At 53.7% G+C, this 26,206-nt stretch carries 22 protein-coding genes; 14 read left to right on the top strand and 8 right to left on the bottom strand.

The window, feature by feature from the left end; translation table 11 throughout:
• Positions 1-384 precede the first annotated feature (384 nt).
• Positions 385-2,754: an iron uptake porin gene (locus PN477_RS20080; protein ID WP_272115863.1), complete on the top strand. Its 2,370-nt coding sequence runs from the start codon at positions 385-387 to the stop codon at positions 2,752-2,754.
• A gap of 13 nt (positions 2,755-2,767) precedes the next feature.
• Here the strand turns inward: PN477_RS20080 and PN477_RS20075 are convergent, their stop codons facing one another.
• Together PN477_RS20075 and PN477_RS20070 are read right to left on the bottom strand one after the other, a co-directional pair.
• Positions 2,768-3,025: a hypothetical protein gene (locus PN477_RS20075; protein WP_272115861.1), complete on the bottom strand. Its 258-nt coding sequence runs from the start codon at positions 3,023-3,025 to the stop codon at positions 2,768-2,770.
• Between the two features lie 134 nt (positions 3,026-3,159).
• Entirely contained in the window at positions 3,160-3,843 is a 684-nt protein-coding gene (locus PN477_RS20070; protein ID WP_072622829.1) for a Crp/Fnr family transcriptional regulator, read from the bottom strand.
• A gap of 140 nt (positions 3,844-3,983) precedes the next feature.
• On the opposite strand from PN477_RS20070, the gene PN477_RS20065 reads away from it, so the two are divergent.
• Entirely contained in the window at positions 3,984-5,243 is a 1,260-nt protein-coding gene (locus tag PN477_RS20065; protein WP_272115857.1) for a sensor histidine kinase, read from the top strand.
• Between the two features lie 236 nt (positions 5,244-5,479).
• Entirely contained in the window at positions 5,480-7,024 is a 1,545-nt protein-coding gene (locus PN477_RS20060; protein WP_272115855.1) for a DNA methyltransferase family protein, read from the top strand.
• Positions 7,025-7,284: 260 nt separating this feature from the next.
• On the opposite strand, the gene PN477_RS20055 is transcribed toward PN477_RS20060, so the two are convergent.
• Positions 7,285-7,746 (bottom strand): transposase, encoded by a 462-nt coding sequence (locus PN477_RS20055; protein ID WP_272115854.1) that lies wholly within the window; start codon positions 7,744-7,746, stop codon positions 7,285-7,287.
• Between the two features lie 239 nt (positions 7,747-7,985).
• Here PN477_RS20055 and PN477_RS20050 point away from each other — a divergent pair, with 239 nt between their 5' ends.
• Positions 7,986-8,903, top strand: coding sequence for a hypothetical protein (locus PN477_RS20050; RefSeq protein WP_272115853.1), 918 nt, complete (start codon positions 7,986-7,988; stop codon positions 8,901-8,903).
• Between the two features lie 178 nt (positions 8,904-9,081).
• Here PN477_RS20050 and PN477_RS20045 read toward each other — a convergent pair whose 3' ends face one another.
• Positions 9,082-9,474 carry a tetratricopeptide repeat protein gene (locus tag PN477_RS20045; RefSeq protein WP_334310562.1) on the bottom strand — a complete coding sequence of 131 codons (393 nt, stop codon included), beginning with the start codon at positions 9,472-9,474 and terminating at the stop codon, positions 9,082-9,084.
• 259 nt (positions 9,475-9,733) lie between these two features.
• On the opposite strand from PN477_RS20045, the gene PN477_RS20040 reads away from it, so the two are divergent.
• The 3 genes from PN477_RS20040 to PN477_RS20030 all read left to right on the top strand — a co-directional run bounded on the left by PN477_RS20040 (position 9,734) and on the right by PN477_RS20030 (position 14,220).
• A complete protein-coding gene (locus PN477_RS20040) occupies positions 9,734-10,312 on the top strand; it encodes a DUF3611 family protein (protein WP_072622848.1) in 579 nt (192 codons plus the stop codon).
• A 190-nt stretch (positions 10,313-10,502) separates the two neighbouring features.
• Positions 10,503-12,650 carry a CHASE2 domain-containing protein gene (locus PN477_RS20035; protein WP_272147580.1) on the top strand — a complete coding sequence of 716 codons (2,148 nt, stop codon included), beginning with the start codon at positions 10,503-10,505 and terminating at the stop codon, positions 12,648-12,650.
• Positions 12,651-12,846: 196 nt separating this feature from the next.
• Positions 12,847-14,220 (top strand): DUF2157 domain-containing protein, encoded by a 1,374-nt coding sequence (locus PN477_RS20030; RefSeq protein WP_272115847.1) that lies wholly within the window; start codon positions 12,847-12,849, stop codon positions 14,218-14,220.
• 62 nt (positions 14,221-14,282) lie between these two features.
• Here PN477_RS20030 and PN477_RS20025 read toward each other — a convergent pair whose 3' ends face one another.
• A complete protein-coding gene (locus PN477_RS20025) occupies positions 14,283-16,754 on the bottom strand; it encodes an ATP-dependent Clp protease ATP-binding subunit (protein ID WP_272115845.1) in 2,472 nt (823 codons plus the stop codon).
• A gap of 118 nt (positions 16,755-16,872) precedes the next feature.
• Positions 16,873-17,496 (bottom strand): ribosomal protein S18-alanine N-acetyltransferase, encoded by a 624-nt coding sequence (gene rimI / locus PN477_RS20020; protein ID WP_272115843.1) that lies wholly within the window; start codon positions 17,494-17,496, stop codon positions 16,873-16,875.
• Between the two features lie 73 nt (positions 17,497-17,569).
• Here rimI and lysA point away from each other — a divergent pair, with 73 nt between their 5' ends.
• From lysA to PN477_RS19985, 7 genes are all read left to right on the top strand, one after another.
• Positions 17,570-18,946, top strand: coding sequence for a diaminopimelate decarboxylase (gene lysA / locus PN477_RS20015; protein ID WP_272115841.1), 1,377 nt, complete (start codon positions 17,570-17,572; stop codon positions 18,944-18,946).
• Positions 18,947-19,061: 115 nt separating this feature from the next.
• A complete protein-coding gene (cdaA, locus tag PN477_RS20010) occupies positions 19,062-19,955 on the top strand; it encodes a diadenylate cyclase CdaA (RefSeq protein WP_272147578.1) in 894 nt (297 codons plus the stop codon).
• 443 nt (positions 19,956-20,398) lie between these two features.
• Positions 20,399-21,154, top strand: coding sequence for a polyprenyl diphosphate synthase (uppS, locus tag PN477_RS20005; protein WP_417158869.1), 756 nt, complete (start codon positions 20,399-20,401; stop codon positions 21,152-21,154).
• Positions 21,155-21,364: 210 nt separating this feature from the next.
• Positions 21,365-21,805 carry a DUF3531 family protein gene (locus tag PN477_RS20000; protein WP_272115835.1) on the top strand — a complete coding sequence of 147 codons (441 nt, stop codon included), beginning with the start codon at positions 21,365-21,367 and terminating at the stop codon, positions 21,803-21,805.
• 44 nt (positions 21,806-21,849) lie between these two features.
• Positions 21,850-22,323 carry an NUDIX hydrolase gene (locus PN477_RS19995; RefSeq protein ID WP_272115833.1) on the top strand — a complete coding sequence of 158 codons (474 nt, stop codon included), beginning with the start codon at positions 21,850-21,852 and terminating at the stop codon, positions 22,321-22,323.
• A 122-nt stretch (positions 22,324-22,445) separates the two neighbouring features.
• Positions 22,446-23,027, top strand: coding sequence for a DUF1997 domain-containing protein (locus PN477_RS19990; protein WP_272115831.1), 582 nt, complete (start codon positions 22,446-22,448; stop codon positions 23,025-23,027).
• A 114-nt stretch (positions 23,028-23,141) separates the two neighbouring features.
• Positions 23,142-24,104 carry an L-lactate dehydrogenase gene (locus PN477_RS19985; RefSeq protein WP_272115830.1) on the top strand — a complete coding sequence of 321 codons (963 nt, stop codon included), beginning with the start codon at positions 23,142-23,144 and terminating at the stop codon, positions 24,102-24,104.
• Between the two features lie 28 nt (positions 24,105-24,132).
• On the opposite strand, the gene PN477_RS19980 is transcribed toward PN477_RS19985, so the two are convergent.
• Positions 24,133-24,999 carry an alpha/beta fold hydrolase gene (locus PN477_RS19980; RefSeq protein ID WP_272115829.1) on the bottom strand — a complete coding sequence of 289 codons (867 nt, stop codon included), beginning with the start codon at positions 24,997-24,999 and terminating at the stop codon, positions 24,133-24,135.
• 262 nt (positions 25,000-25,261) lie between these two features.
• Entirely contained in the window at positions 25,262-26,032 is a 771-nt protein-coding gene (locus PN477_RS19975; protein ID WP_272115828.1) for a Uma2 family endonuclease, read from the bottom strand.
• Between the last annotated feature and the right edge of the window lie 174 nt (positions 26,033-26,206).

Here is a 26,206-nt window from a genome sequence, read left to right as displayed (position 1 = left end):
TCGAAGTTTTACCCAAAAGACTTGCTCTTAGAACCCCATACTTCAACTCTGTTAGGTCGCTTAATATGAATGTACCATTAATGAATCACAATATAAAGCCGTCCTACAAGGACGGGGCTTTAGACCCAAAATTTACGGTAACCACGGTGTTCTAAGTTATTGACAAACTGATCGGGTTGGGGGGGCTGGGGCGGGTTGGATTGGCGTTGTTTTTTGCGTTTGGCGTTACGTCCCATGGTGGTGTGGAATCCGTTGTGATTGGGGTGCGATCGCGAGAATTTGGAGATATGTTAACCTAGCTTCAGCCTTGATCTCCCTAAACGCAGCAATCGTTTACAGAGCAAGGGGTACGAAACGCAATTCTTAACTTTTTGGTGTGAGTCAATGTCGAAACTAGTCGGTCATCTCCTTCAAACGGCTCCGTTTGTGCTGGCGGCCTCATTCGTAACCCATCAGGGGACTGCCGCAGCCACCCCCAACCCGGTCATCGATGAGCTTGAGTCTTCAGATCAGGTGGCGATCGCGCCCGCTGATTGGCAAGCCGCAACCCCACCCGTACCGAATCCAGACCTCGATCTACGTGACCCCACGCCCGTTGCGGTGGATTCAGCACCGGTCACGTTTAGCAATGTTTCCGCTTTTGAATCAGAGGGGTTACAAGCCTACAGCCCAGCCCCCACCGAGTCGGTAGAATTTACAGAGACTGAATTCACTGAGGCTGAATTTACAGACAGTGAACTTACAGACAGTGAATTTACTGAACCCGTCGCGGCTCCCAAATTTGTCGAACCCGAATTCACAGACCCCATCACCACGGCAGAATTCGCAGCCCCTGAAGTCATAGCCCCCGTTGAAACGCCAGCCTTCACCCCATCTGAAGACTCAAGCTCATCGATCCCTGCTGCCCGTCTGAACCCCGCACCCCCGGAGGCGGAGACGGTCGAGAGTTTGGATGAACTGGATTATGATGGTGCGATCGATGGGATTGAATGGATTGTCCCCGCCACGATTCCCGCCGCGACCACCAGCGAGCCGACCGACCCCCCCGCACCTCCGACGGAATCCCTCACCCCATCGCAGCCGGACATCCTGCCCTTGGATGCCTTAGAGTTGGCCCCGATGCCGGACTTTGAGGCCCCCACCCCAGACACGACCTTAGATGAGCTAGAAACGGGGGGCAGCGATGCAGCGATCGCGCAACCCTCCGTGGATCAACTCCTCCAAGAAATCAACCAATACAGCACCGAAAACATCAACAACAGTTTGGGTCAAGGGGTCATCGATGCCTCTCAGTTCCGGGATGTGTTCCCCACCGATTGGGCCTATACCGCCTTGGATGACCTCGTGCGCCGCTACGACTGCATCAAAGGCTATCCTGACGGCTCATTCCGGGGCAATCGTGCCCTGAGTCGCTATGAATTTGCCGCCGGCTTAAACGCCTGTGTGCAGCAAATTGAGCGGATTATCGCCGAAACCACCTCCGAATTGGCCACCCGTGCCGATCTAGAGGTGATGCAACGGTTAATCCAAGAGTTTGAGCCGGAATTAGCGACGATTAGTGCGCGGGTGGATGACCTTGAAGGCCGGGTGGCGTTTCTCGAAGAGCACCAATTTTCCACCACCACCAAACTCAACGCTGAAGTCCTCTTTGCCGTTAATGGTATTTTTCCAGCGTCTGACGACTACGACATCGACGGCAATGGCACTACCGAACTGGCCACAGATAACGATGCGGTGTTTCAAAATCGGGTACGCCTCAATTTAGATACCTCCTTTACGGGACGCGATCGCCTCCGGACTCGTCTCCAAGCTGGCAACGTCACCAACTGGAGCGGCATCTACGGCCGCGACGGTGTCACCTACGAAACCCGCTATGGCTTCCAAACCAACACCAGCAACGCCGTGGAAGTGAGCACCCTCGCCTACCGCTTCCCCATTGGTGAAAAAGGAACGGCGCAAGTGTTCGCCAACTCCGCCGGCATGGATGATTTCCTGTCACCGATCAACCCCTTCAACTCTTCTGGCGGTGGGTCTATCTCTCGGTTTGGGCAATTTAACCCGATTTTGCGCGTGGGCGGCCAGAACCAAGGCTTGGGCCTGTCCTATCAACTCACCGATGCGATTGAAGTGTCCGCAGGTTATACCACGGGGGATGGCAACAACCCGACGGTGGGCATTTTTGATGGTTCCTATGCCTTGGGCGGACAGGTAAAATATGCGAGCGATCGCGTCTCTGCGGCCCTGGTCTACCTCAATAGCTACAACCTTAGCGGGCAAGGCCTCGGCCACAGCACCGGCAGCGTTGCCAGTAACTTGATTTCCCCCAATCATACTGTTTCCGCTGATAACTTCGGGGCAGAACTCCTGATCCGACCCAGTGACTCCCTGTTTGTCGGGGGTTGGGTTGGTTTTAGTAAAGCCACTGTCAATACTGTCGGTAATGCTGATGTCTGGAACTTTGCCGTTACCGTTGGTCTTGAAGATGTGGGCGGTGACGGAAATCTCTTAGGGTTTGTCGTGGGTCAACAGCCCCGCCTCCTCGACAGTAATGCCGCTGTGACGGCGGCCGTGGCGGGCAGTGCATCGGGCAGCGGCGATTTGGACATTGGCTATCATTTAGAAGCGTTCTATCGCTTTGCCGTCAATGATCGCATTGATATTACGCCCGGTGTGATCTGGTTGACGAACCCTGGCCACAATGACGCAAACAATGACGTGATTGCCGCCACGATTCGCACCCGCTTCCAGTTCTAACGATTCCAGTCGCTCACCATTTCAAAACCGCCGCGTCGATTCCCTGTTCGCGGCGGGTTTTGCTGTCCTGTTCAAACCAGGTGATAATTTGCTCTGGGGTGAGGTCTGCGATCGCCACTTCATAATCCGCCGCAATCTTCACCAACAGTCGGAGAGATGAAATCGTCAACCGGGTTAAAAACTTTTCCGGCGTTGATAATAGCGCCGCATCCACGGCAGCAGATTCAGCAGGGCTTAAAAATTGGGTTCCAGGTTGTTGAGGTGTCGTCATAGTTCAAGGAACGTTGTGCAGGGGTGGGCATCAGCCTAACGGACGCAAGCATCGCCCATGTCCCACTGTACAAGGTTTCAAGGGGGGCGTTGTGATGCAGAGCGTGAACGCCATTGGGGTGAGTGCGATCGCCCCTAAACCCGGCCCGCTAAATGGCTCAACTGTTTGAGATTCACAATACATAAACTCCGCTGCTGCTCGTCAAGTTCCACCCAGCTTTTACTGTGGAGTTTTTCAAGGATTTGGCGCACCTCATCGGCGGTCGTGTCGGAAATTTGCGCCAGATCACTATCGGGAACCCGGAGGATTTCAGTTCCTTTGGCCGTGGGTTGGCCGTAGTTTTCCGCGAGCATCACTAGCATTTTCGCCAGTTTGATCGCGGGGGGTTGGTTGCGCAGTTGAAAGCGAATATTGGAGTGGCGCAAACGTTGCACCATCAGTTGCAACATCCGGTGATGGAGTTGGGGGTCTTTAAAGAGGGTTTGGATGAAGCGTTGGGCGGAGACGCTGAGGAGTTCGACGGGACAGAGGGCAACCACATCGGTAGAGCGGGGCGATTCATCAAGGATCGCCATTTCCCCAAAAAAGTCCCCCCGGCCCATGACGGCGAGGGTGATCGCATCTTCACCGGCCAAACGGCGGACTTTAACCCAACCGGAGACAATGAAGTAGACTGCGTTTCCCCACGCATCTTCCATTAAGACCGCCCGGTCGCGGGGATAGCTGTGCTTAACGGCAACGGAGAGCAACCATTCGAGGGTTTCGGGACTGGCGGTATTAAATAGGGGGAAAAGCTCGCTAAAAGCTTTGATCTCCATGAATACTTATCGGGTTCAAGATGCTTTTCATCTTATCACTTGGGACTAAGCTTGCGAGATCTGGATTGCGGTGAGGGAGAGGGAGGCGATCGCACCCACGGATTACACTAAATTTGAATGATGCAAGGGGGGATCACACCATGGGCGATCGCTTTCAAGAACGGTCGTTTCGGCTGTTGCTGTATTTGGAATGGATTTTATTAGGGATTGCCATTATCGCCGCCCTGTCAATCCGCCACCCGCCGCCGCTCATGCCCAGTGGGGGAGGACTGCGACCGGGCCCGCCGCCGCCCCGTGACTTGCCTTGGGCGGTGCTGGGCTGCATTGTGGTGTTGGGGGGGTTGGGGTTGCGCTTGCCGACGGGATCGCTGGCGGTGCGGATTCTCTACACGATCGCAGGGTTTAGCCTCAGTTGGTTAACGGTGTCGTTGGGGGGGCGGGGCAATACGGTGTTTTCGGCGCTGCTGTTGGTGGTGGTGTTGCGGGCCTGTGTGTTGTTTCCCTGGCGGGGGCGAATCGTGACGGCGATCGCCGCCTATGGGGGGTTTGTGCTGCTGTTGTGGCGACGGGTGCAACATTTTGCGATCCGGGGGGACAGGCTGGGGCGATCGCTCGATACCCTGCAACAACAGCAATTTTTAACCAGTTTGACGATTAACGCAGCGTTGCTCTATGGCTTGGTGTTGCTGTTTGTGATGCTCCTTGTGGGGGCGGTGCTCTCAGAACGGGAAAGCCGCGAGGCCTTGCTGATGGCCAATACTCGCCTGCGTCGCTATGCTCTGCTCATTGAAAACCAAGCCATGCTCCAAGAACGAAGCCGCATCGCCCGCGAAATGCACGATTCCGTCGGCCATGCCCTCACCGCCCAGAGTATTCAACTGGAAAATGCGGCGCTCTCGTACCGCCAAGGCGACCCGGAACAGGGCCAAACCCACCTCAGCGCGGCGCGACAATTGGGCAAAGATGCGCTGCGGGATGTGCGGCAGTCGGTGGCATCGCTGCAAACAAGCCCGCTCCAGGGGCGATCGCTCCCCCAGGCCGTGCAGGCGTTGGCGGATAATTTCACCCAAACGACCCAAATCCCGGTAGATGTGGCGATCGCCCCCCTCAAAACCATTCCCCCGGAACTCAGCACCGCCCTCTATCGCCTCGTCCAAGAAGCCCTCACCAATATCACCCGCTACAGCGCCGCTGCCCAGGTACAGATCACCCTCACCGCCGCGCCGGGCCAGATCAGCCTGACGATCGCAGACAATGGCCAGGGGTTTGATCAACGCCAAAACACCACAGGCTTCGGGTTACGGAGTATGCGCGATCGCATCGAAGCGATCGGCGGTCAGTTTCAGATCCACAGTGAACCGGGCCAGGGCTGCACCATCCGCGCCCTCATTCCCCGTTAAGCGATCGCCGCCATTCCTAAATCAGATCGAGACAGGCAAGCTTAAGCCCCTTGTTTTCCAGGATTGAGTATTTCACACCTCAAACAGAATCGATTTATCTAAAGTTAATTTAACTTCAGATAAAAAATTAATATGCATCACATATACTGATCAATCAGATTGAGCAACGATTCAGACCGCTCTGCCCCACGATTAGAGGTCGATCGCTTCTTCTCCTGTTGTCTTTGGGAAATATCATGTCACCGAGAATCCTCAAGGTTGATGACCTCCGCGATTTAACAAGCCCGGACAAGATTGCCAAAATCTTTCGGCAGTTGGGCTACAACGCTGCGGCGGAACCGATCGAGGTTGAGACGTTGGAATTATCGGCTCGCAGTCAGGAGGCGATCGCCCAAGCCTTTCTGATTGCCGATCAGGATCGGGGTGGGTTGCAGGTTATGTTGTTCGAGTTGGAGCCGAATGCGTGGGAATCGGCATCAATGGCCAGTACGCGCATGAAGGCGATCGCCTCTCAGCTTGGCAAACGCCCCTCGGAATTTTTGCTGTTGGCGACGAAAGACTATAACCAGTTGATGCTGGTGAATCCTCGCAAATCCTTTGATGAAAAAATGACCTTGCGGGCGAGTATCCGCAAGTTGTTGATCGATCGCCAAAACCCCACCGCCTACGATTTAGACCGTTTGGAGGCGATCGCCGTCCATGGTAAATCGGCTCTGGCACTCTACAAGGCTCACTGTGATGCGTTTGATGTGGAGAAGCTCACAAAGCGGTTTTACGAGCAATATAAGCGGTTGTTTGAGCGGGTTTTGCAGGTGATCCAAGACTATAACCCAGACCCCTATTTTGAGGATCTTGATCGCCTCCACCAGTTTGCCCAACGGCTTTTAGGGCGGATCATGTTTTTGTATTTTCTCCAGAAGAAGGAGTTTTTGGCGGGCGATCGCCAATTTCTGAAAACTCAGTACCGGGTGAATCAATACAAGGCTGACGGGACGGATTACTACGCCGAAATTTTGGAGCCGCTGTTTTTCGAGATGTTGAATACGCCGATGGATCAGAGAAAGATCCCCCTAAATCCCCCTTGGAAAGGGGGACTTCCAACACCCCCCTTGGGTAAGGGGGGCAGGGGGGATCGCATTCCCTATCTAAATGGTGGTCTATTCGATCGCGATTATGGTGAGGGGGTTCGGGATGGGGCGGGGAAAGCTACGCCGGAATTGATCACGTTGCCCAATCACATTTTTGACCCTGGCGATTCGGAGAGCATCCTCGGTTTCTTCAATGGTTACAACTTCACGATCGCGGAAAATGTGGCGGGGGATGAGGATGTGGCGGTTGATCCGGAGATGTTGGGGAAGGTGTTTGAGAATATGTTGGTGGCGGAGGAGCGGGGCAAGTCGGGGACGTTCTACACGCCCCGTGGCATTGTTCAGTTTATGTGTGGTGAGGTGTTGGCGCGATATTTGGCGGATGCGTCGGGGGTTTCGTTGGAGACGGCTCAAGCGTTGGTGAATTATGACCCGGATATTTCGGATCGGGATTTGCATCAGTTGATTTCGCCGCAGCAGGTGCGGGGTTTGAAGCAGGCGATCGCGTCTCTCAAGGTGCTTGATCCGGCGGTGGGTTCGGGGGCGTTTCCCTTGGGGATGATGCAGTTAATCCTGAATGTGCGACAGGCGATCGCCCGGCGGGAGGGGATGACGGTGCAGCGGGGGAGTTTGACGATTTCGGAATGGAAGCGGGAGATTATCTTAAATGTGCAAAGAAGACTCCCACGATAAAGCGAGTCCGAGTAGAGTGACCGAAGGTAACGGCGGACGTGCCTTTTAGTGGCGAGATGAATTTGCACCAACAAACAAATCGAGCGACAGCGAGTCCTTAATTTTCAATAGGGCACCTCGAAAAAAAGATTGTGTTTGCAAAGTACTCGCTCAAAACCCTTTTTCAGAAGTAAATCAGTTCTATCCGCGTGACTTATTCTCTCTTCACACCATCCTTTGCTCCCTAATCTCCTGGTTTTAGGCACAAGAATCCCCCTTTCCTACGGAACACTTCGTGAACAGACTTTCACCACTTGCTTTTGCAAACTCACATAACGATTGAGGTTGTACGTTAAGACTTTCAGTCCTTGGTGAGCACGCACCCACTCCATGCCAATGTAGCGCACCAGCTTCCCTCCCATCCGCATTACCCAATCTCCAAACACATGCTCTACCCGCACACGAGTCTTCGATTTCTCCCGGTTTGCCTCTTTTTGCGCCTCGCTCAAGGGATGCTTGCGGTATCCTCGCTCATGAATATGACTTTTGTACCCCAATATCCCTAACACCTCTTCCCGCTTCGCACTGGCGTAGGCACTGTCGGCCCAAATCTCATCCGACTCATTGTCGATATCTAACACATGGGCAAACATCTGGGAGTCATGTACCGAGGCATCCGTCACGGCATGAACACGAATGAACTTATACTTGGCATCAATAAGGACTCCCCAAAGATATTCCACGGGATGAGTGTATCGAGTACAATCAGTCTGTCCATTGACGTTTCGAGGTTTTTCGGCGGCGCTTGATTCGATCAAATCCTTTTGCCATGAACTTTTTTCCCTGAGTCTTCCTCCTCTAACCTCTCACATTTTTCCCTGGGGGCTCAGTTTTTTCTTTTTTTCGATATGCCCTTTAGCTGATCACCTTAAACGTTGAAAACCCAGAAAGATCCATTATTAAACCCTTCAATCTTCAATCAATGTACTTATTCTTTTTCTTTGCCTTATTTCTATTTTCTCTACCTTGGGTGGTGATCGCTTTCACCCTCGCCACCCTTATTTTACCCGGCTTACAAATTTCATTCCCCGCCATCCTCCTTTTGAGTTTAGTGATCTTGGCAATCCAAACCGTAATCACCGCCGGGATACTACCAATTCTCCCTAAATTAGTCCTCCTTCGGGTGTTAAATTTGCTTGATACAAGTCATGGCTGGCTGGCAAAACTTCAAAAGTTTGGGCAAAGTTGGCTGACCTGGTTCGTGACAAACTTGATCGGTTATGGCATCATTTGGGGTTTACTGTGGTTAGCCCAATCCTTCCTGCCCGGCGTAAAAATATCCGATCCTTTAACGCTTTTTGCCACGGCGTTGATCGTCTTTTATTTCCCTCAAGCGGCTCAAAAAGAGTTTGGCGAACCATTAAAAACGCTGCCGGTAAATAGGCGATCGCTCCTTACCGTATTGGTGAGCATCATCACCTTTCCGCTCATTCCTTGGATGATTGCCACATTGGGTAGCATCATTCCCCACAGTGGTTTAATGATTACTCCATTATTAGCAGCAGTGACCTATGGAATTTTCAAAACCATGTGGGCTGTCTGGGCATCCATCCTCAAGCAAATTCAACTCAGTTGGGCGGGTATATTTCCCCATATCCCTAACATGAAAATTTTCTTGGAGAGTTTACCCCCATCCCTTGAATATCCCTGTATCGTGATTCTTTTAATCGCCACCCTAGCCATCAATATTGTTTTTGGGTGGTTATCCACAAGAATTGTACCGGGCATTTCGATCCGTTATCCCTATGGTTTAGTCACATTTGCTCTTGCTGGCTTTGTTGGTGCATTGCTCCAAGGCATAATCCTAATGCCCTTCAGGAGTGAAGCAAAAGAAGATTAGGCAGCATGGTGTGGCAAAATTACAGGTTGTTCGATATTTACCTAATACCAATTCTCCCAAGTCAAGCGACAGAACAAAGGGCTTAAGCCCTCTCCCTGAATCACTTTATGTGTAGTTCCCATTTAGACCATTGGTATTAGCTCAACAGTCGTAAAATGTAAAAGTGAGATGCACCCCCTTAATTTCCCTCAAATTGCTCCTGAATCACTAACTCCATGGCCTCCTCAAAATAGCCCTCCCGATGACCCAACTCTAACGCCACCTCTCGGCCCGATCGCAGGGCGTTGAGGGCGGCGGTATAGTTGCCTTGGCGACGGTGCAATTGGGCGATGCGATCATAGGTTTCCATGACGGCGTAGCGGTCGTAGGCATATTGGGCGGCTTTGATGCGCTCTTGATAGAGATTGATCGCCTCATCGATTTGACCATAATCGCTGTAAAGGGCGGCTAAGGCATCGAGGGCATCCCCCGCGTAGGCGTATTGCTGGGCAGCCCAAGCGAGGGTAAAGGCTTGTTGGTAGAGTTCGCTGGCCTGTTCCCCATTTCCTAGGGCGAGGTAATTGGCGGCCATCGCCATCCGCAGGGGGGCTAATTGTTCTAAACGTTGCTTTTCTCCATAGGCGAGAAAAAGGCTTTCACGGGTGGCGATCGCGGCGAGGGGCTCACGCCAGCTTAACGACGCAGACTATTCTCTAGAAGTGCCATCGTGCGGCTGGGGTTGTTGCTGCGGATGCTCGGACGCTAACACCGTTGCAAAGTTGGTGGAGGAGCCTGCCCAGAATATGCCACCATCTTAGAATGAAAGGATTAGCTTCTTTGACGACACCCCTATGAATGACAAGACGAATCAGATTGCGCCCCTGTCTGCGAAAGTTCAGCAGGTCTCAGCGGATTTGAAGTTTGCTGGGCGAATTGGGTTTTGGGTGCAGTTGGTGTTGGGGGTGATTTCGACGGTGACGGTGTTGTTTTCGAGTACGAGTTTTTTGAATCGGACTGAGGCGACGAATACCCAGGGGACGGAGTTTGGGGTGTTTTGCGCGGTGGGGGGGTTGATTGCCCTGACGGTGAGTATTTATTTTTCATTTCGGTATATGACGATCGCTCGCCTCTTGCAAACGAAAAACCCCGCCCAACGCCCGAACCGAGCCGATACGATTAGCATCATTCGTCTGGGGCTGATCGTGAATTTGGTGGGGATGTTGTTGACGATTATCGGGGCGGAGGCGATCGTGGGGATTGTCTTGGCGAAGTCGTTGGCGAATCCACCGGGGGCGATCGCAAACCTCGACCCCACTAAACTGGTGAACTCCATTGATCTACTGGTGATCCAAGCCAACACCAACACGATCGCCGCCCACTTTGCCGGGATTGTCTCCTCTCTAATTCTGCTCAACCGCATTACCCGTTAACCAATAGGTGAGCTAAAGTCGAAAGGAATTGCGCGGGTATCCTGTCCAATTGGCTCTGTTGCCGCTCCATTTTTTACGCCTATCACGTTTTAAATCTGTGCTGCATTTCGGTTCACGGTGCTTGAATCCCCTCAAGCAGATCGATCATCTCCGACGTAATTTAGCGATTACGGGGGGAGTCTCCCTGGCCTTGATTCTCCTTCGTTTCGCGGGAGGGCTGGAACTGTGGGAACTTTTGGCCTATGACTGGCTGGTGCGATCGCGCCCCCCTCTGCCCCAAGATGAACGCATCATCATCGTTGAATTTGACGAAATCGATATTCAAAAGCTGAATTGGCCCTTTTCCGATGCCACCATGGCCAAGCTGTTAGCAACCATCAAGGCCGGACAACCTCGGCTGATCGGGTTAGATGTCTATCGCGATCAATCCGTGAGGGAAGGCTCTGACAATCTCCAAGCTATTTTCCAATCCACGCGCAACCTGGTCGGTATTGAAAAAATTATCCCGAAAATTGCCACGATCGGAGCCTCACAGCAGGGACGCACCATTCCACCACCGCCAGATCTTCCCTCTGACCAAGTTGGCTTCAACGACTTACCCATAGATATGGACAATTCTGTCCGCCGCGTTTTGCTCTATGCCAACAATTCAGATGGAGAGATTCGATTTTCGTTTAGTTTTCTCCTAGCGAAGAAATATCTACAAAAAACGGCGGACATTGAGCCAACTATCGCGCCAGATGGTGAAACAATTCTGTTCGGCAAAGCTGCACTCCCCCCCCTTGAACCCAATGCCGGGGGGTATCAACGCGAGGATATGGGGGGCTACCCGGTGATGCTCAACTATAGCCATCCAGCGGAGCGGTTTGAATCGGTCTCGTTCGTGGATGTGTTGGCGGGGGAGGTTGATCCGAAGATATTTCGCGATCGCATCGTCCTGATCGGCTCCGTTGCCCCCAGTTTGCAAGACTTTAGAGCCACTCCCTATCGCCAACCCAGCACCCTGATGTCAGGGGTGGAAATCCACGCCAACGCCACCCACTTTCTGATCGATGCCGCCTTGGGGGATCGTCAGCCCATCCGCACCCTTCCCGAACTCGCCGAAATCATCCTGATTATTCTTGGCGCGGGCATTGGCACATTTTGGGTCAGTCACTGGCGCACCGTTGAGGGCTTAACCCGTCCGGCAACCCTGCGCACCCTCTTGCAATTTACGGGTGCGATCGCCGTCATCGTGGGAGCAAGTTATGGAGCCTTTCTCCTCAGTTGGTGGATACCGATGATCCCGGTTTTGCTCGCCCTCGGCGGAGCCACCACCGTCAAATTTGGGGTCACCCTGCTAGAATATCTCCTCCAGTCCTATCGCCAAATTGAAGACTACGCCCGCACCCTCGAACTCAAAGTCGAAGCCAGAACCGAAGAACTGCGCCACAAAAACCACGAACTCGAACAGACCCTCGTGCAACTGAAAACCGCTCAACACCAAATCATCGCCCAAGAACGCCTCGCCTCCCTCGGTTCCCTCACGGCTGGTGTTGCCCACGAAATTCAAAACCCCCTCAATTTTGTCAACAATTTCGCCCGCATCTCTGGAGAATTAACCGAAGAAATGGCCGAAGAGTTAGAAGAGGTGGAACTTGAAGACGACACCCAAGCACTCATTAACGATATTCTGTCGGAATTTAAAGAATGCGTCGATACCATTCGCCACAATGGTCAACGGATTGAGCGCATTGTGGACAGTATGCTCAGTCACACTCGCGAAGGAGGCGGGCAAGCGGAATTAGTGGATCTCAATATCATCCTCCATGATGCGATTGAATTAGTTGAGCATACTATGGTGGCAAAACAGTCTCAATGGCCCCTACAAAAAGAGATTTCCTTAGCTCCTGAATTGCCCCCATTGCTGTTAGTAGCCAAGGATTTTAGTAAGGCCCTGATCAATATTTTGACCAATGCCCTCGAAGCCATGGAGCGGAAACGTCAACAGGGTAATGATTCAGATTACTTGCCCCATTTAAAAGTCAGCACATCCGCAAACGAGGGGCGGGTTTGGATTCGGATTTGGGATAATGGCGAGGGGATTCCCCCAGAGCATCATCAGAAAATTTTTGACCCCTTTTTTACCACCAAACCCACCGGCGAGGGCACTGGCTTAGGACTGTCTCTCGCCCATCAAACCCTTGTTTCCGTCCATCAAGGCAATATTACCGTGAATTCTGAGGTGGGCGAGTTTACCGAGTTTGTGATTGATGTGAGTCCCACCGGGGCTGAATCTCTCCTCCAAGTGACGCAACAAAATACCACTCCCGCAGCGTTGAATACTGTGCAGAACTGACCGCCGATCCGTGAGCTATGATGCTGATCCCATTTGCGATTGTTGGGGTGAGTCAGGCATGAACTGAGCCGGATTGATGCGGGTCAACTCAGTTACAGGGCCGATGGGTTGGAGGGGCGAGAAAGTGGCACAGGGTAGGGGGAAATCGCTTCATGATGCAGGCCACAATGAATCAATTCCTCTCAACTCAAACACTATGGCTTCTAATCAATTTCGCTATCAATTGCGCCAAGAGGCGACGCAGTGGCGTGATGAGGGTCTGATTTCACCGGAACTGTATCGGCAGTTGGGCGATCGCTACCAATTTGAACACCTCGATCGCGCCACTCGCAATCAGTTTGTGATGATTTTGCTCGGTTTGGGCAGCATTTTAATCGGCTTGGCGGCGATCACCTTAGTGGCGGCCAATTGGCAAGCCTGGTCTCGCCCGGTCAAAATTATGCTGCTGATGGGGGTGTTTATCGGGGTCAATAGTGGTGGGTTTTATCTGTGGCGGGGGGCGGCGCAACGGTGGCAATCACGGCTAGGTCAGGCGTTATTGTTACTGGGTGGCCTCTTGGTGGGGGCGAATTTGGCGCTGTTTTCCCAGATGTTTCACCAAACGGGCAGTGTCCAAACCCTGTTTTTGGTGTGGAGCGGGGCGGTTGTGGTGATGGCCTACAGTTTGCGCCTGACGATGTTGGGAATGCTTTCGATGATTCTGGCGGCGGTGGGGTCGTTCTGGTTTTATCCTGATCCTCAAACGCCGCGTTTTTGGTTGCTGCTGTTGGACTATTTTCCCCTGGTGGCGATCGCGCTCTATCTCCCCTTGGCGCAGTGGTGTCAGTCGCGATCGCTGTTTACCCTCGCGACCATCTTCGCTGCTGCGATGTTTCAACTGATTTTATTCCGTGATCTGGCGCAGGTTGCGGGGACGAATAGCATCGGTCTGGTGGTGCTTCAAATCACGTCGGTGTGCCTGATTCCGGCCCTGCTATGGGCGTGGCGACCGATGACCGTGGCGCGGGTGGGAGCCTTGGGGCCGAAACTGGCGATCGCCTATGTCAGTCTTTACAGCTATATCGCCTCGTTTCACTCGTGGTGGGATGGTCGTGATTGGAACACAGCCCCCCCAGCCGACCTAGAATTGACAGCCGGCAGTATTCAGATCCTGCTGTTTGGAGCGATCGCGATCGCCCTCTGGTGGCAATTGGGACAACGACGGGGCGGCCCGTGGCGGCTCACCCTGACTGACAGTTCCTTCGCTGGACTCTTACTCATCCTGGGGGGGTTGCTGTGGAGTCACCATCAGTTTGGCCCCTTTGCCATCCTGGCCCCATTATTGCTAAACAGTCTGTTGTTATTGATTGCGATCGCCTGCATTCGAGAGGCCCTCAGCCAGGGCGCACGGGAAGGCTTTTGGTGGGGCTTAAGCCTCCTCGTGCTTCAGATTCTCTCGCGCATGGTGGAGTACGACACCGGATTAGTTGCCAAAGCCCTAGTCTTTTTCCTCTGTGGCATTGGGGTCATCCTAGCCGGACTCTGGTTTGAACGCTATGTCCGCACCCTCAAAACCTCCCCCGAATCCTAAACCCCACCAAAAAAAGGAGGTGAATTCACCTCCTTTTTGGCTTTAGATGCACAGATTGGGGGTTAGTTTTTCTCCAGCAAGATCCGGGGGCTATCTTGCTGCGTAATCACAACCTTATTTTCGTCATCAACATCAACTTGGGCAGCATCGCCAGCCTTGAGGCGACCCGACAGAATTTCTTCTGCGAGCACATCTTCTAAAAGGCGCATAATCGCCCGGCGTAAGGGTCGTGCCCCGTAGCTTGGGTTATAGCCTTCTTCAACGAGACGCTCTTTGAACTTGTCGGTCACACCGAGGCTGATTTCTTTCTCCGTCAGACGCTTGAAGACCTCAGCGAGTAAGATATCGGCGATCTCCTTCACTTCCGGTTTGCTGAGTTGACGGAAGACAATAATTTCATCCAGGCGGTTCAGGAACTCCGGACGGAAATATTGCTTCAGTTCTTCATTCACCAAGGAGCGGATGCGATTGTATTGCGCTTCGTTTTGGTCGTCTTCGAGTTCAAACCCTAGACCACCGCCACCTTTCTCGATCACCTTAGACCCGATGTTAGAGGTCATGATCAGCAGGGTGTTTTTGAAGTCCACCGTGCGCCCCTTGGCATCGGTCAAGCGACCATCTTCCAAGATTTGCAGCAGCATGTTGAAAACATCGGGGTGTGCTTTTTCGATTTCGTCAAAGAGCACCACGGTGTAGGGGCGACGGCGCACCGCTTCGGTGAGTTGGCCGCCTTCGTTGTAGCCCACATAGCCCGGTGGGGAGCCGATCAACTTGGAAACGGTATGCCGTTCCATGTATTCCGACATATCCAAGCGGATCATCGCTTCTTCGGAGCCGAAGAAATAGGCCGCGAGGGATTTGGTGAGTTCGGTTTTACCAACCCCGGTGGGGCCGGAGAAGATGAAGCTGGCGATCGGTCGGTTAGGATTTTTCAAACCGACACGGGCGCGGCGGATAGCGCGGGAGACGGCGCGAACCGCTTCCTCTTGGCCGATGAGCCGCTGGTGGAGGGTGTCCTCCATGTGCAGCAGTTTTTCGGATTCGGATTCCGTCAGTTTGTTGACCGGAACACCAGTCCAGGAGGCGACGATGTGGGCGATTTCTTCCGAATCCACAGAGGGCCCCTCTTCGCTACCGCCGGAGTTTTCCTCTTTTTTGGCGGCGGCGATGGTGCGGATTTGGGCTTTGATTTCCATTTCCCGATCGCGCAATTCACCAGCTTGGTCGAAGTCCTGCGATCGCACCGCATCATCCTTTTGCTTCAGGACTTGGCGCAGTTCCTTATCGAGTTCCTTCGCCGCCGGGGGCAGTTGCGAATTCATCAACCGCACCCGCGAACCGGCTTCGTCGATCAAGTCAATCGCCTTATCGGGCAAGTAGCGATCGGAAATGTAGCGATCGGACAGCTTGGCCGCTGCTTCCAGGGCTTCGTCGAGAATCTTGAGCTTGTGGTGCTGTTCGTAACGTTCCCGCAAGCCAAAGAGAATCTCAATGGTTTCATCCACCGTCGGTTCGCCCACCATCACCGGCTGGAACCGCCGTTCGAGGGCGGCATCCCGCTCGATATGTTTGCGATATTCATCGAGGGTCGTAGCCCCGATACATTGCAGTTCACCCCGTGCCAAGGCTGGCTTCAGGATGTTCGCCGCATCAATCGCGCCCTCGGCAGCCCCTGCCCCAATCAGGGTATGAACTTCATCGATTACCAGGATGACATTTCCCGCCGAACGAATTTCGTCCATGATTTTCTTGAGACGTTCCTCAAACTCACCCCGGTATTTCGTCCCGGCGACGAGTAAGCCAATGTCGAGGGTGACGACCCGCTTATCTTCGAGGATGTCGGGGATATCTTGATTGGAAATGCGTTGGGCGAGGCCTTCGGCGATCGCCGTTTTACCCACCCCCGGTTCCCCGATCAGCACTGGGTTGTTTTTCGTGCGGCGACCCAGGATCTGGATCACCCGTTCAATTTCTTTTTGACGACCAACAACAGGGTCGAGTTTGCCTTCCTTGGCGAGGTTGGTGAGGTTTGAGCCGAACTCATCCAGGGTCGGGGTTTTAGTCCGGCCGCTTTGGCCGGGCCCAGCAGAGACTTCTGCCGTTTCACCCAACATCCGAATCACCTGCGTCCGCACTTTCGAGAGATCAACCCCCAGGTTTTCTAAGACCCGTGCGGCGACCCCTTCTCCTTCGCGGATTAACCCCAAGAGGAGGTGCTCTGTTCCGATGTAGTTGTGACCTAACTGCCGTGCTTCCTCAAGAGAAAGCTCCAGAACGCGCTTGGCCCGTGGTGTGAAGGGAATTTCGACGGCGACAAACCCCGACCCACGTCCAATGATCTTCTCAACTTCAATTCTGGCATCCTTAAGGTTGACCCCCATGGATTTCAGCACTTTGGCAGCAACGCCTGTGCCTTCGCCAATTAGCCCTAGAAGAATCTGTTCTGTCCCCACGAAGTTATGTCCGAGGCGACGCGCTTCTTCTTGGGCGAGCATGATCACCTTAATAGCTTTTTCCGTGAAGCGTTCAAACATAATGCTCTTTAATCACCTGTTGCTGGCCCGTTGCCTGCTCATTCTAGCACAGGGATTTTGATCCCTGTTGCATTGCAGGGATCGGTTGACTGGAATTGATTTGGGGCGCTTAATCCGGTCAGATTTGGGGGTGAATTCTGGGTTGGTTTTCTCCCGACGGTATCTTCAACGAATGAATAGGCAGGGGGCTATCAACCTGCCAGCCCTGTTGCGCTAAACGATGCTGGTGTTGATAGTGCCAAGCACTTAATTCTAGAGTAAACCCCGGCTGATGCAAGCCATTGAGCCAAAAAATTAACGCATCTTCACCTGTTGCGCCATAATAGCCCGGTCGCCGCCCGATGGCTTGAAAGCCAAATTTTTGATAAAGAGCGATCGCACTCCTATTCCCCTCGCGCACTTCTAAGGTGGCTCGCTCAAGGCCACGGGCCACGGCTTGGGCCAGGAGCACCCCGAGGAGCCATTGCCCTAACCCTTGGCCTTGATAGTCGGGATGGATCATCAATAAGGTGATGTGGGCTTCTTCGAGAATGGCCCAAAAGCAGCCGAGGCCGAGGAGGGGCCGGGGGGCGATCGCCCCCCGTTCCGGCGTGATCACGAGCAGTTCACTATTGGGGCTTTCCAGTTCCCGTTGGTAGCCGTCAAGACTCCACATCCCCCCTAAACAATGGCGATCGAGTTCAACCACGGCATTGAGTTGGGCTGGGGTGAGGGGTTTGATCTGGAGGCTTGATAAAGTCACGAGGGGGGATTGTACACTAGGGAGATTGACTATTTTAGATGGTTAGTCCCGATATACTTACGCCAAATTGAAAATGTTAGCGACAGAATCCACGCCCACCACGGGCCAGAAGTATTTACCCGCGCCAGAAACCGCACCGAATCAGGCGATCTTACCCCTCACCGCCCAGGTCAACGGGTTGGATCATTTAACCCTGGGGGGTTGTGATGTTGTGGAGTTGGTCAACACCTACGGATCGCCCCTTTACATCCTCGATGAGCAGACATTGCGCACTGCTTGCCAACAGTACCGCGATGGGTTCCGGCGCTATTACGGCGGCGAATCGCAGGTAATCTATGCGTCGAAGGCCTGGAGTTGCTTGGCGGTCTGTGCGATCGTCGCCAGTGAGGGTTTAGGGTTTGATGTGGTGTCGGGGGGGGAACTCCAAACGACGCTACAGGCCGGGGTGACGAGCGATCGCATCTATTTCCACGGTAATAATAAATCCGTCGCAGAATTGCGGTTTGGGGTCGAGCAGGGCTGCACGATCATTGTGGATAATTGGTTGGAATTGGAGCATTTGGCGGAGTTGGCGACCCCAGCCCATCCAGCGCAGATCTTCTTGCGCCTCACCCCCGGCATTGAATGCCACACCCACGAATACATCCGCACGGGCCACATTGATAGCAAATTTGGCTTTGACCCGACCCAATTGCCGGAGGTGTTTGCCTGGATTGGCGATCGCCCCCAATTGCGCTGTACGGGTCTTCATGCCCACATCGGGTCACAAATCTTTGAACGGCAGCCCCATCAGGATTTGGGCGGTGTGTTGGTGGATTGGATGGTGCAAGCGATCGCCGCTGGCCTCCCCATCGACACCCTCAATATTGGCGGCGGTTTGGGGATTTGCTACACCGAATCCGATGATCCCCCGACCATTGACGAATGGGTACAAGCCGCTGCCAACGCCGTGCAAACCGCCTGCGAAGCCCGCAATCTGCCCCTGCCGCGCTTAATCTGTGAACCGGGGCGATCGCTGATTGCCAACGCCTGCGCCACCGCCTACACCGTCGGTTCCTGCAAAACCGTCCCCGGCATCCGCACCTACATCGCTGTTGATGGCGGCATGTCCGACAACCCCCGCCCGATCACCTATCAATCCCTCTATCGCATCGTCCTCGCCAATCGGATGTCCGCCGCCGCCACGGAAACCGTCACCGTCGCCGGGAAACATTGCGAATCCGGCGACGTGGTGATCCACGATGCCCAACTGCCCCCCACCGCCGCCGGGGATGTGGTGGTTGTGCCCTCCACCGGAGCCTACAACTACAGCATGGCCTCGAACTACAACCGCATTGGCCGCCCGGCCGCCGTGGTGGTCAACCAGGGCGAGGCGGAGGTGATTTTAGAGCGGGAAACCTACGAGGATCTGATCCGGTGCGATCGCTTACCCGCCCGCCTCAATCCCTAAATGCCACAGAACAAGGGGGGGATAAAGATGCCAAGATGAGAATCTTCCCCCCCCGCCCCCTGAGAGCGTGGGTTAAATCGTTAATAATAGGAATGATCCCCCACCACCATCACTCATGCCGCCGCTGGGTTTCGCTGTGAGTCTGCCCTGGCTCTCAATCCGCGAATTCATTGATATCGCCCTAGTTCTCCTCTTGACCTATACCGTTTTATTGGTCATTGGAGAGCGGCGTACCCTATGGATGGTGCGGGGTTTGCTGATTTTAATGTTGTCGGCGGTGGTGAGCGATCGCCTTGGTCTCCGGCACCTGAGTTTTGTCCTGGAACGCCTCGTCCTCGGTTCCGCCGTCGCCATGGCCGTCGTCTTCCAATCCGAATTTCGCCAATTCCTCGAACGTCTCGGCCGCGGCGAAATCTTCCAACTCTTCAAACCCTCCGCCCGCCCCATTTCCCGCCCCGACAACGTCATCGATGAAATGGTCGATGCCATTAAGGAACTCTCCCAAAACCGCACCGGGGCCTTGATCATCCTCGAAACCGGCCTACCCCTCGATGAACGGTTTTTTTCCGTTCCCGGTGTCGCCCTCAATGCCGAACTCTCCAAGGAACTTCTGCAAACCATTTTCCAAACCAGCACCCTCCTCCACGATGGCGCGGTGCATGTGCGCGGCTCCCGTGTCATGGCCGCCGGGATCATTTTGCCCCTCTCGGAACGGGTGGCCTCGCGGCAACTGGGGACGCGCCACCGCGCCGCCATGGGGATCACCGAACGGGTGGATAATTGTGTTTGTATTGTCGTGTCCGAAGAAACGGGATCGATTTCCTTGGCCGAACATCGCCAACTGAATCGACCCCTCACCAGTAGCAAACTCCGCGAACTCCTTAAAGAGCGACTCTCGCCCACCGTGGAACGCGAAGCCGTGGGACGTATCGGGCGGCAATTGGGGGCCCAAAGTTGGGAACTGGTGAAACGGATGCTCAAGCTTGGCACAACCACCGATTCTAAATAAGCTCGCAGTTCCAGTCCACTCAACCCAGAACAAATCCGCGATATTCGCAGCGCAGTCTAGTGCAGCGTCAATGCCAAGAATTAGGCTGTTTGTCGGGTGCTGTTAGCGAAGCGTAACGCACCGTCACGTTGAGCGTTGGATATTCAATACAATCTGAATATTAAGTCTTGACTCTGTACTAGGCAGATTCAGTCCTCAAGCGCCTTGATATCGCTGCGATCGGCAGCCGACCCAACCGGCAAAAAAACAGTCTTGATCCGGCTAAATTGGTGCAGAGAAGCAGAAAGGCAGAGGGTATAATCAACGGTGTATTTTAAGATTTATTGCAAGTCCTGCTGATTGCGCTTAACGTTTAACGCAAGTTTTGATTGTTTTAATCTAGTTGACCTGTCCGTTTTGGTGTGAATCGTGCGGACCATTCTCCAAGCTGCAACACTTTTATGATGGTTAAGTCAAGTCCCCTGCTGGAAACCTTACCGCCCGATCTCGATCCGAATCGCCTTCCTCAACACGTTGCGGTCATCATGGATGGCAATGGTCGATGGGCAAAACAACAGGGGATGCCACGGGTGATGGGCCATCGGCGGGGTGTGGATTCCCTGCGGGATTTGCTCCGCTGTTGCAAAGATTGGGGGATTCCGGCTCTGACGGCCTATGCGTTTTCGACGGAAAATTGGGGACGACCGGAGCACGAGGTGGACTTTTTAATGACGCTGTTTGAGCAGGTCTTGCGGCGTGAGTTGGCGGAAATGATGGCGGAAAATGTCCGCATTCGCTTTGTGGGAAATTTAACGGCGCTCCCAAAATCGCTCCAACTCGAAATTTCCCGCTCGATGGATGATACCCGGCAGAATCAGGATGTGGAGTTTACGGTGGCGACGAATTACGGTGGCCGACAGGAAATTATCCAAGCCTGCCGGGCGATCGCGCAAAAAGTCCAACAGGGTGAACTGAGCCTCGATGCGATCGATGAACCCCTGTTTGAGCAGCATCTCTACACATCCGGGTTGAGTCATCCGGATTTGCTGATTCGCACCAGTGGCGAGATGCGGATTAGTAATTTCCTGCTCTGGCAGATGGCCTACGCTGAAATTTATGTGACGAAGACGGCCTGGCCGGATTTTGACCGTGAGGCATTCCATCAAGCCCTGCTCAACTATCAAGACCGCGATCGCCGCTTTGGCAAGGTCAAGCCCTAGGGCGATCGCACCGTACTCACCGCCCAGAGTGGGCCAGAATCATGGCAAGATAAGCAACGGCGTGGTCATGCTGAAGGCTGTGTCTGCTTGGCTGATCGATTCATTCACGGCCCCCCTGTGGTGAGGCTGAATTACAGCATCCCCAACATGACCCCGGTTCCTGGATTGACGTTGTGTGAGGGTTTTTCCCTATTGAGAGTGTGATCTGAGATGAATATTGTTTTTCGTGAATTTAATCCCTTTGATCTGTGGATTTGGCTAGAGTTTGAAACCGTCTCCACCCCCCAAGAGCAACAGTATGTGGAAGAAGTATTTAACTCGTGGTTTTATCTGGGAAAATTGGGGGCATTCAATGCCGAAAGTTTACAGGTGAACGATCGCGGCATTGAGATTAGCTATATGGACTATAGCGAGGAGCAACTGGCCCAGGCGATGATTGCACCGATGCATAATATGGGGGAGTTTGAATATTTACAAACCTGGGGCCGCTGCTGGTTTGATTTGGGGACGAGTGATGCGATCGCCCTGGATATCCTAATCAATGCCCTCACCCATTTAAGCAATGATTATATCGCCATTCGCCAAGTAATTTTTGGGGGCGAAAATGAAGATTGGCCCGTTGAAAAATCCAGCGCGGCAATGTTCAATTAGTTTTAGTTTTGTGTAATGCGTTGTTAAAAGTGAGACAGAATCCCATGGGTAAAAAAGCGAAAATCCGAGTGATTGCCTTGGCCTTAATTCAAGACCACGATCGCATTTTCCTGTCAGTGGGCCATGATGCGATCGCGGGGCGGAATTTTTACCGCGCCTTGGGGGGTGGTGTGGATTTTGGCGAAACCAGTGCGGCGGCGTTGGAGCGGGAGTTTGCCGAAGAACTTAACGCCACGCTCTGTAATATCCAATATTTAGGCTGCGTGGAAAGCCTTTTCACCTACGAAGGCAAACCGGGCCATGAAATTATTCAACTCTATCGGGCGGACTTTACCGACCCGACCCTGTATCAACAGGCGGTGATTCCCTTTGAGGAAAACGGCGTGACGAAAGAAGCTCGCTGGGTTCACCTCTCGGAATTGCAACAAGACCCGGATTTGCTGGTTCCGGCGCAATGTTGGCAATATCTAGAGCATATTGAGCTATTGTCACCGATGGCAGCGCCGGGGCCCGAATGAGGGGCTGGGCTTCAGTTTGCGGCTCTTGATGGCGAGAGTGGGGGGGAATTGTTGCGACTAATCACTAAATGTAACGTAGGATGAATGGAATACGATTAAATCTTCATCAATAGTCCTGCTTTATGAAAATCCGTTGTGCAGCGTCTGAGCCGGTCACCCTCCATGTCCGGGAAGAGAGTATTCCGATTCACCACTATCTCCGACAACCACAACGTTTGGTGAATGCGATCGCCAACCCGAAACTGATGGAAGTGCTAGGGGGCGATCGCTACCGCCTCAAACTCAATCCCCTCAACCTCCTCAATCTGTATCATTTTCAGCCCACGGTGATCCTAGAGGTGAAATCAGATAGCTACGGCATTGTCAGCATTCGATCCCTCAATTGTGAGATTCGCGGCATTGACTACATTAACGATCGCTTTAGTCTTGAACTGAAAGGCAAGCTGATCCCCGTTCACCGCAAAGGCGAAACCTACCTCGAAGGACGAGCCGATGTGGTGGTGTCCGTGGATGTGCCGCCCTTCTTCCTCCTCGCCCCGGTTCCCGTCCTCGAAACAGCCGGGGTAGGGCTGGTTCAAAATGTCCTCGGTCGGATCAAACAGCGCATTCTCTCCCATCTGCTCCACGATTACCACCACTGGGCCCACCGCGAACAATGTGCGCCGCTCCCCGCATGGCTAGCGGCGGAAAATCCCACAGCCTAAGCGATCGCGTCTCTGTTTAGGATTTAAGGAGGTGAGCGATCGTCATGAATCCCTGTGCCCAAGCCTGCCGGAATCCTCGTTAAGATAGCTGAAGCACACCCTTCACCGAGCATCATGACCTCATCTCCCCAACGCAAAGTTGTCGTTGTCGGCGCTGGCGCTGTCGGCTCCACCTTTGTCTATGCCCTGGCCCAAACCGGCCTCGCGAACACGATCGCCCTCATTGACACCAACACAGAACTCCTACAAGGACAGGTGCTTGACCTCGCCCACGGGAAGCCTTTTTTTCCAGCCGTAACAATTCAAGCCGGTACGGTGCGCGACTACGGCGATGCAAATTTAATCGTGATCACCGCAGGCACAACCCAACGACCGGGAGAAAGTCGCCTGAATCTGCTCCAACGCAACGCCGCGATTATGCGCCGTATTGTCGGGGATATCGTCGCGCAAAATTCCAACGCGGTGATGCTGATCGTCAGTAATCCGGTGGATATTATGACCCATGTGGCGATCGCGAGTGCCGGCACGACCAAAGGGCGCGTCTTTGGGGCGGGTACGGTACTCGATAGTGCGCGGTTTCGGTATTTCCTCAGTGAACGCTGCGGCGTTGATATTCACAACATCCATGCCTACATTTTGGGTGAACATGGCGATTCCGAGTTTGCGGCTTGGTCGATGACCAATATCGCCGGAGTGCCGATCGCTGACTTTCGCCAGCTTGACGGGACACCCTCCGATTGGCCCGCAGAACAGCAGAACATTGAACAGCAGGTGCGCGATTCGGCCTACCACATCATCGACTATAAAGGCGCAACCTGGTTCGCGGTTGGGATGGCGTTGGTGAAAATTGCGACCGCTGTGCTGCGAGGCGAAAAGCATATCATGACCGTTTCGACGCAACTCCACGGCGAGTTTGGTCTTGATGGGGTCTGTTTAAGTGTGCCTGCCATGGTGTCGGCGAATGGAGTGGAGCGGGTGGTGGACTGTCAACTGACGGAAACTGAACAAACTGCCCTCGAAAAATCAGCCACGATCCTAAAGACGGCGATCGCTCAACTCGAACAAGCCACCCCATAAGCCGCTCCCCCTTCGCCATCACCGGAAGTTAGAGGGCGTTGACCCAGTCGCGGATCAGGGGGTTGACCTGGTGGGGGGCTTCGTCGTGGGGACAGTGGCCCGCGTTGAGGTAATGCTCGGTGTAGTGATCCGGGTTGGCATAGGCGGCGCGGAATTTGGGCGATCGCTCACTGACCCGCATCCAAGGATCACCCTCACCCCACAACATCAGGAGGGGACAGTGCATCTGACTGAGCAGCACGTCATTTTTTTCGCCTTGGGGGGATTTAAAAACGGAGCGAAAGACATCCAACGCGCCGCGATCGCAGGAGGGGCGATAAATATCCTCCACGAGTTGATCCGTCACAGCGGTTTTATCGAGATAGACCTTTTCGAGGGTTTTGCGGATGATGATGCGGCGGCGGAGGTATTGGAAGAGAAAAAAGCTGGCAAAGGATTGGAGCAACACCGTTTTGGTGATTTTGCCGATCGCGGTTTGAATCGCCGACGGTTTGATCGTGTCCGGCGGGGCGGTGAAGGGGCCTGCGCAGTTGAGCAGGATCAGGCCGCGGGCCGATTCTGGGCGTTGGGCAGCAACACAGAGGGCACTGTAGCCGCCGAGGGAATTCCCCGCCAGAACCACAGGACGACCGATCACATCGGTGATGAAGTCGTGAAGTTGATCCCGCCAGAGGTCGCCACTGTATTCGATCGCGGGTTTTTGCGATCGCCCAAAGCCCAATAGATCGATCGCCCACACTTCAAAATCAGCCTGCAACTCGGCAATATTATGCCGCCAATGATCCGTTGATGCACCGAAACCATGGACGAGCAATAACGGCGGGCGATCGGGATTGTCCCCCGCTTTGACGGCATAGATTTGATAGTCGCGCCAAGTCCAATATTGACCAGGCACGGTCTCAACAGGGGAAGCAGGAGTGAGGATAGACACAATTAGGGGAGAGTAACAGAACAACTCCTTTATTATAAAGTTTTGTAACACCAGGGTTGAGGGAAAAACAGTGAGCGAGAAGCGCGCACGACCGCAATTCACATGACAACCCAATCCACTCAGTCTCACCGCCTGATCCCGTCTGTGGTGCGATCGCTCAACAATCAGGATGCGATCCAGTCAAGATCCGCCACAGGGCAAAGCCTCGCGAACCCACAAATCTCTGTTAAGACTCCGGTTCAAGCCCCGCCGCTCGGAGTTGCGCCATCAAGCGTTCCGCCCGCTGGTGTTCCTGTTCCGCCCGCTGGTGTTCCTGTTCCGCCCGCTGGCGTTCTTGGTCTGTCCGTTGGCGTTCCTGGTCTACCCACTCCGTCCCCCACAGGAGCAGCGTTTCAGACTGATCCCACCAACGCAACCAATACCCATCCCGACCCTCGCGCAGCCCCTGCCAAACCCCTAAAAACAGTTGCATTTCAGGTATCCAGAAGCGGCCCTCTGGGTTGGGTGTTTGCAATTTATAGCGTTTTTGGTCGTCGAAGCGATGGAGTTCTAATCGGCCCGAATCTGGCTCAAAAATGCCATAGTTGGGGACTTGGACGATTTGCTCGTAAAAGAAAAATTTTCCGGGTGGATAACTCGCTTTGGAGGAATATTCACCGCCTTCGGTTTCAGATAAAAATTCCAGCACGATGGACGGAATCGCACCTTGTAGATGGGGGGTATAGCTGCGCACCACGTCCGATCGCGGGACGGTGATGGCGGGGACATAGACCCAGTCGGGGGCTTTGACGACAAATTTTTGATTTAAGGTGGCACAGATGCCGTAATTGGTGGCGGTGAAGGCTGTGTCAGGTAAGCGTTGAGCGAGTTGCAGGCTTTCGGTGAGTGCCGCAGCGAGAGCCGGTTGGTTGATGTTGTCCACGGGATCATTGGGCAGCACGAAGTCATCGGGTAGCTTTTCCCAAGTGATGGTGGATTGCAGGGGGGGCGCAACCATGACGAATGATGCAAATAAACGACTGGCTTCAGTTTGACATACTCCCCCACTAAACCCTACGGGCTAGAGTGGGGGATTCTGAACAGCCAGTTACCTGACCATTTATCCACTCAAACAACGAGAGTTGCAGAGGGTTGCTAGGCTCAACGACTAACGCCATTGATTTATCCTGAT

Source organism: Spirulina subsalsa CS-330, from assembly GCF_028330765.1.
Taxonomy (GTDB): domain Bacteria; phylum Cyanobacteriota; class Cyanobacteriia; order Cyanobacteriales; family Spirulinaceae; genus Spirulina; species Spirulina subsalsa_A.
Note: the sequence above shows the minus strand (reverse complement) of the source record. Positions and strands in the feature narration are given on the sequence as shown.